The sequence below is a fragment of the Phaeovulum sp. genome (assembly GCF_041596715.1).
Taxonomy (GTDB): Bacteria; Pseudomonadota; Alphaproteobacteria; order Rhodobacterales; family Rhodobacteraceae; genus UBA6213.
Genome location: NZ_JBFHIA010000329.1, coordinates 1 through 2,595, shown reverse-complemented (window position 1 = coordinate 2,595; position 2,595 = coordinate 1). Strand labels below are relative to the sequence as shown.

Genomic DNA, 2,595 nt, shown 5'->3' with positions numbered 1-2,595 from the left:
GGCGATCTTTCTGATGCTGGTGGTGGGCACGCGCGGGCGCGCTGTCGTTCCCAGCCGGATGCAATCGATCGCAGAACTCAGCTACGGCTTCATTCACAAGATGGTGGAAGATGTCGCGGGCAAGGACGGCCTGAAATACTTCCCGTATATTATGACGTTGTTCATGTTCATCGTGTTCGCAAACTCGCTTAGCCTGCTGCCGATGAGCTTCGCGTCCACCTCGCATGTCGCCGTGACCGGCGTTCTGGCGCTTGCCGTGTTCATCACCGTAACGGTGATCGGCTTCGTCAAGAACGGCGTCGGATTTCTGGGCCTGTTCTGGGTCAGCGCCGCGCCTTTGCCGCTCCGCCCGATCCTCGCGCTGATCGAGGTCATTTCCTACTTCGTGCGTCCGGTCAGCCACTCGATCCGACTTGCAGGCAACATGATGGCCGGGCACGCGGTGATCGAAGTGTTTGCGGCCTTCGCCGCGATCGCCGTGATTTCGCCGCTGTCGGTGGTTGCTATCGCCGCGATGTATGGTCTGGAGGTCATGGTCGCCGTGATCCAGGCATACGTCTTCACCATTCTGACCTGCGTCTACCTCAAGGATGCGCTGCATCCGCACCACTGACGCAAGTCATCGAACCCTATCATCACTATTCCAACATCAAGGAGAGACGGACATGGAAGGCAATATCGTTCAAATGGGTGCGTACATCGGCGCTGGTCTGGCCTGCATGGGCATGGGCGGGGCTGCGGTTGGTGTGGGCAACGTTGCCGGCAACTTCCTGTCGGGCGCGCTGCGTAACCCTTCGGCCGCTGCTGGCCAGACCGCCACGCTGTTCATCGGCATCGCGTTCGCCGAAGCGCTGGGGATCTTCTCGTTCCTCGTCGCCCTGCTGCTGATGTTCGCCGTCTGATACCTGCTTCCATCCTTGCGGTCGGGTGGGTCTGAGGTTCAGGCCCATCCGGGTTCTTGAAGGGTCCAGGGGGACGATATGGCAACAACTACGCACGAGGCCGCGAGCGCCGCCGCGGGTCATGCCGCGGAATCGGCGGGTATGCCGCAGCTCGACTTTGCCAGCTTCCCGAACCAGATCTTCTGGCTCGTGGTGACGCTGGTGGTGATCTACTGGGTGCTGTCGCGGATTGCTTTGCCGCGCATTGGCGGGGTTCTGGCGGATCGTCAGGGCGCTATCACCAGCGATCTGACCGCCGCGGAAGAGTTCAAGCAGCGCGCCAAAGAGGCGGAAGCCGCCTATGAGCGCGCCTTGGTCGAGGCCCGCGCAGACGCGCAAAAGATCGTGCTGCAAGCGCGCGCCGAGATTCAGAAAGACCTCGATGCGGCAACTGCGCATGCCGATGCCGAAATCGCCGCGCGGGTAAGCGAGTCCGAACATCGGATTGGCGAGATTCGCGCCGGGGCGATGGAAGCCGTGGTGACGGTTGCGCGCGAAGCCGCCGCCGACATCGTGGCCGCACTGGGCGGCAAGGCCGATGCCAAGGCGGTTGCCAAGGCGGTCGATGCTCGGTTGAAGGGGTGATGTGATGAAAAAACTTCTGATCCCGGCCCTTTTTGTAGCTACCCCGGCGATGGCAGCTGAAGGTGGGGCGTTCTTTTCGCTGCACAACCCGAACTTCGTCATCACGCTGGCGTTCCTGCTGTTTGTCGGTGTGTTGCTGAAATACCGGGTCCCGGCTTTGCTGGGCGGCCTGCTTGATAAGCGCGCCGCAGGCATCAAGGCCGATCTGGACGAAGCGCTGAGCCTGCGTGAAGAGGCACAGGCCCTGCTTGCCACTTACGAGCGCAAAAGCCGCGAAGTGCAGGACACGGCCGATATGATCGTGGCAACCGCCAAGCGCGATGCGCTGGCGGCGGCCGAGGCGGCGAAGGCCGAACTCAAGGTCTCTATCGCGCGCCGTCTGAAAGCTGCGGAAGAGCAGATCGCCTCTGCCGAGGCTGCGGCCCTGCGCGATGTCAAAGACCGCGCGGTGAACGTGGCGGTGGCTGCGGCATCTGAATTGCTGGCAGCACAGCTTGGCGCTGATGCCAAGTCCAAGATGATCGACGCATCCATCAGCGAAGTCGCAGCGCGGCTGAACTGAGCACCTTGCAAGACTGTTTGAAAACCCGGCCCTTCGTGGCCGGGTTTTTCATGCGCGCTCGGCCTCGTGCTGCAAGCGCAACTGTGCCAGCGCCTCGTGCCTGTCGGCCTTTTGCTGATCATGCAGCGCCGCTTCGACAAAGCTCAGATGCGCCTCGATGGCGGCACGCGCTGCGGCGGGTTCGCGGGCTTGCAATGCCGCGTTGATGGTGCGGTGCTGATCAAGCAGTGCCTCGCGCGTGGTGCGCTGACGAAACATCACCGAGCGATTATAAAAGACGCCCTCGCGCAACAGCCCGAACATGGCGCGCATCATGTGCAGCATGATGACATTATGGCTGGCCTCGACGATGGCCATGTGAAACTCGGCATCAAGTGCTGCTTCATCCGCTGGATTGCGCTTTTGATGCGCGGCCTCCATGCGTGCGAATAGCGCATCAATCACCTTCAGATCGGTGTCAGAGCCAAGCCGGGCGGCGCGCTCTGCCGCCAAGCCCTCCATATCGCG

At 62.0% G+C, this 2,595-nt stretch carries 5 protein-coding genes; 4 read left to right on the top strand and 1 reads right to left on the bottom strand.

Translation table 11 applies throughout. The annotated features are described in order from the left end of the window. The 4 genes from ABY403_RS15505 to ABY403_RS15490 all read left to right on the top strand — a co-directional run. Positions 1-613, top strand: a 613-nt coding sequence (locus ABY403_RS15505) for a F0F1 ATP synthase subunit A (protein WP_372841719.1), incomplete at its 5' end; no start/stop codon positions are given. Positions 614-665: 52 nt separating this feature from the next. After that, positions 666-902 (top strand): F0F1 ATP synthase subunit C, encoded by a 237-nt coding sequence (locus ABY403_RS15500; protein ID WP_372841718.1) that lies wholly within the window; start codon positions 666-668, stop codon positions 900-902. 78 nt (positions 903-980) lie between these two features. Then, positions 981-1,526: a F0F1 ATP synthase subunit B' gene (locus ABY403_RS15495; RefSeq protein WP_372841717.1), complete on the top strand. Its 546-nt coding sequence runs from the start codon at positions 981-983 to the stop codon at positions 1,524-1,526. Between the two features lie 4 nt (positions 1,527-1,530). After that, positions 1,531-2,088 carry a F0F1 ATP synthase subunit B gene (locus ABY403_RS15490; protein ID WP_372841716.1) on the top strand — a complete coding sequence of 186 codons (558 nt, stop codon included), beginning with the start codon at positions 1,531-1,533 and terminating at the stop codon, positions 2,086-2,088. A 48-nt stretch (positions 2,089-2,136) separates the two neighbouring features. Here the strand turns inward: ABY403_RS15490 and ABY403_RS15485 are convergent. Continuing rightward, the coding region (locus ABY403_RS15485) for a FadR/GntR family transcriptional regulator (RefSeq protein WP_372841715.1) at positions 2,137-2,595 on the bottom strand (459 nt) is incomplete at its 5' end.